1 protein-coding gene is annotated in these 755 nt (G+C 44.8%); it reads right to left on the reverse strand.

Features of this window, described 5'->3' with window-relative positions; all coding sequences use genetic code 11:
* Nucleotides 1–755 (reverse strand): Ig-like domain-containing protein (locus tag CD150_RS13630; protein ID WP_240621247.1); only part of this gene is annotated, 755 nt, incomplete at both ends.

The raw sequence follows: 755 nt of genomic DNA on the forward strand, positions 1-755 counted from the left end.
ATACCTGGATTTTCTCCCGTACCTGGTTCTTCTCCCGTACCTGGTTCTTCTCCTGTACCTGGTTCTTCTCCTGTACCTGGATTTTCTCCTGTACCTGGATTTTCTCCCGTACCTGGTTCTTCTCCCGTACCTGGTTCTTCTCCTGTACCTGGTTCTTCTCCTGTACCTGGATTTTCTCCTGTACCTGGATTTTCTCCCGTACCTGGTTCTTCTCCCGTACCTGGTTCTTCTCCTGTACCTGGTTCTTCTCCTGTACCTGGATTTTCTCCTGTACCTGGTTCTTCTCCTGTACCTGGTTCTTCTCCTGTACCTGGTTCTTCTCCTGTACCTGGTTCTTCTCCTGTACCTGGTTCTTCTCCTGTACCTGGGTTTTCTCCTGTACCTGGGTTTTCTCCTGAATCACTTACTATAACAATACTTGATTTAGATACATTACCATTTTTATCTGTAGCTGTTACTTGTAATTCTTCTCCACCTTTTAAATCTATATTAGATGGAATTTCAACTGTGTAGTTACCTTCTTCATCTGCTATTCCTGTTGCCGTTGTTCCATCTGGGAACATCACGGTTACTGTTGAGCCTGGCTCTGCTGTGCCACTTACCGTTGTAGCTTCACTTGTCACTCCGTTCACCGTCGGTGCTGATGGTGCTGTCGTGTCTACTACTGTTGTCATTGTCTCTTCAGATGTATTGCCAACTTTATCTTTAGAAGTAACTTTGATATCTTCTCCACCTTCTAAATCTACATTTGATGG

This window comes from Staphylococcus ureilyticus (genome assembly GCF_002902235.1).
In the GTDB taxonomy this organism is placed as follows: domain Bacteria; phylum Bacillota; class Bacilli; order Staphylococcales; family Staphylococcaceae; genus Staphylococcus; species Staphylococcus ureilyticus.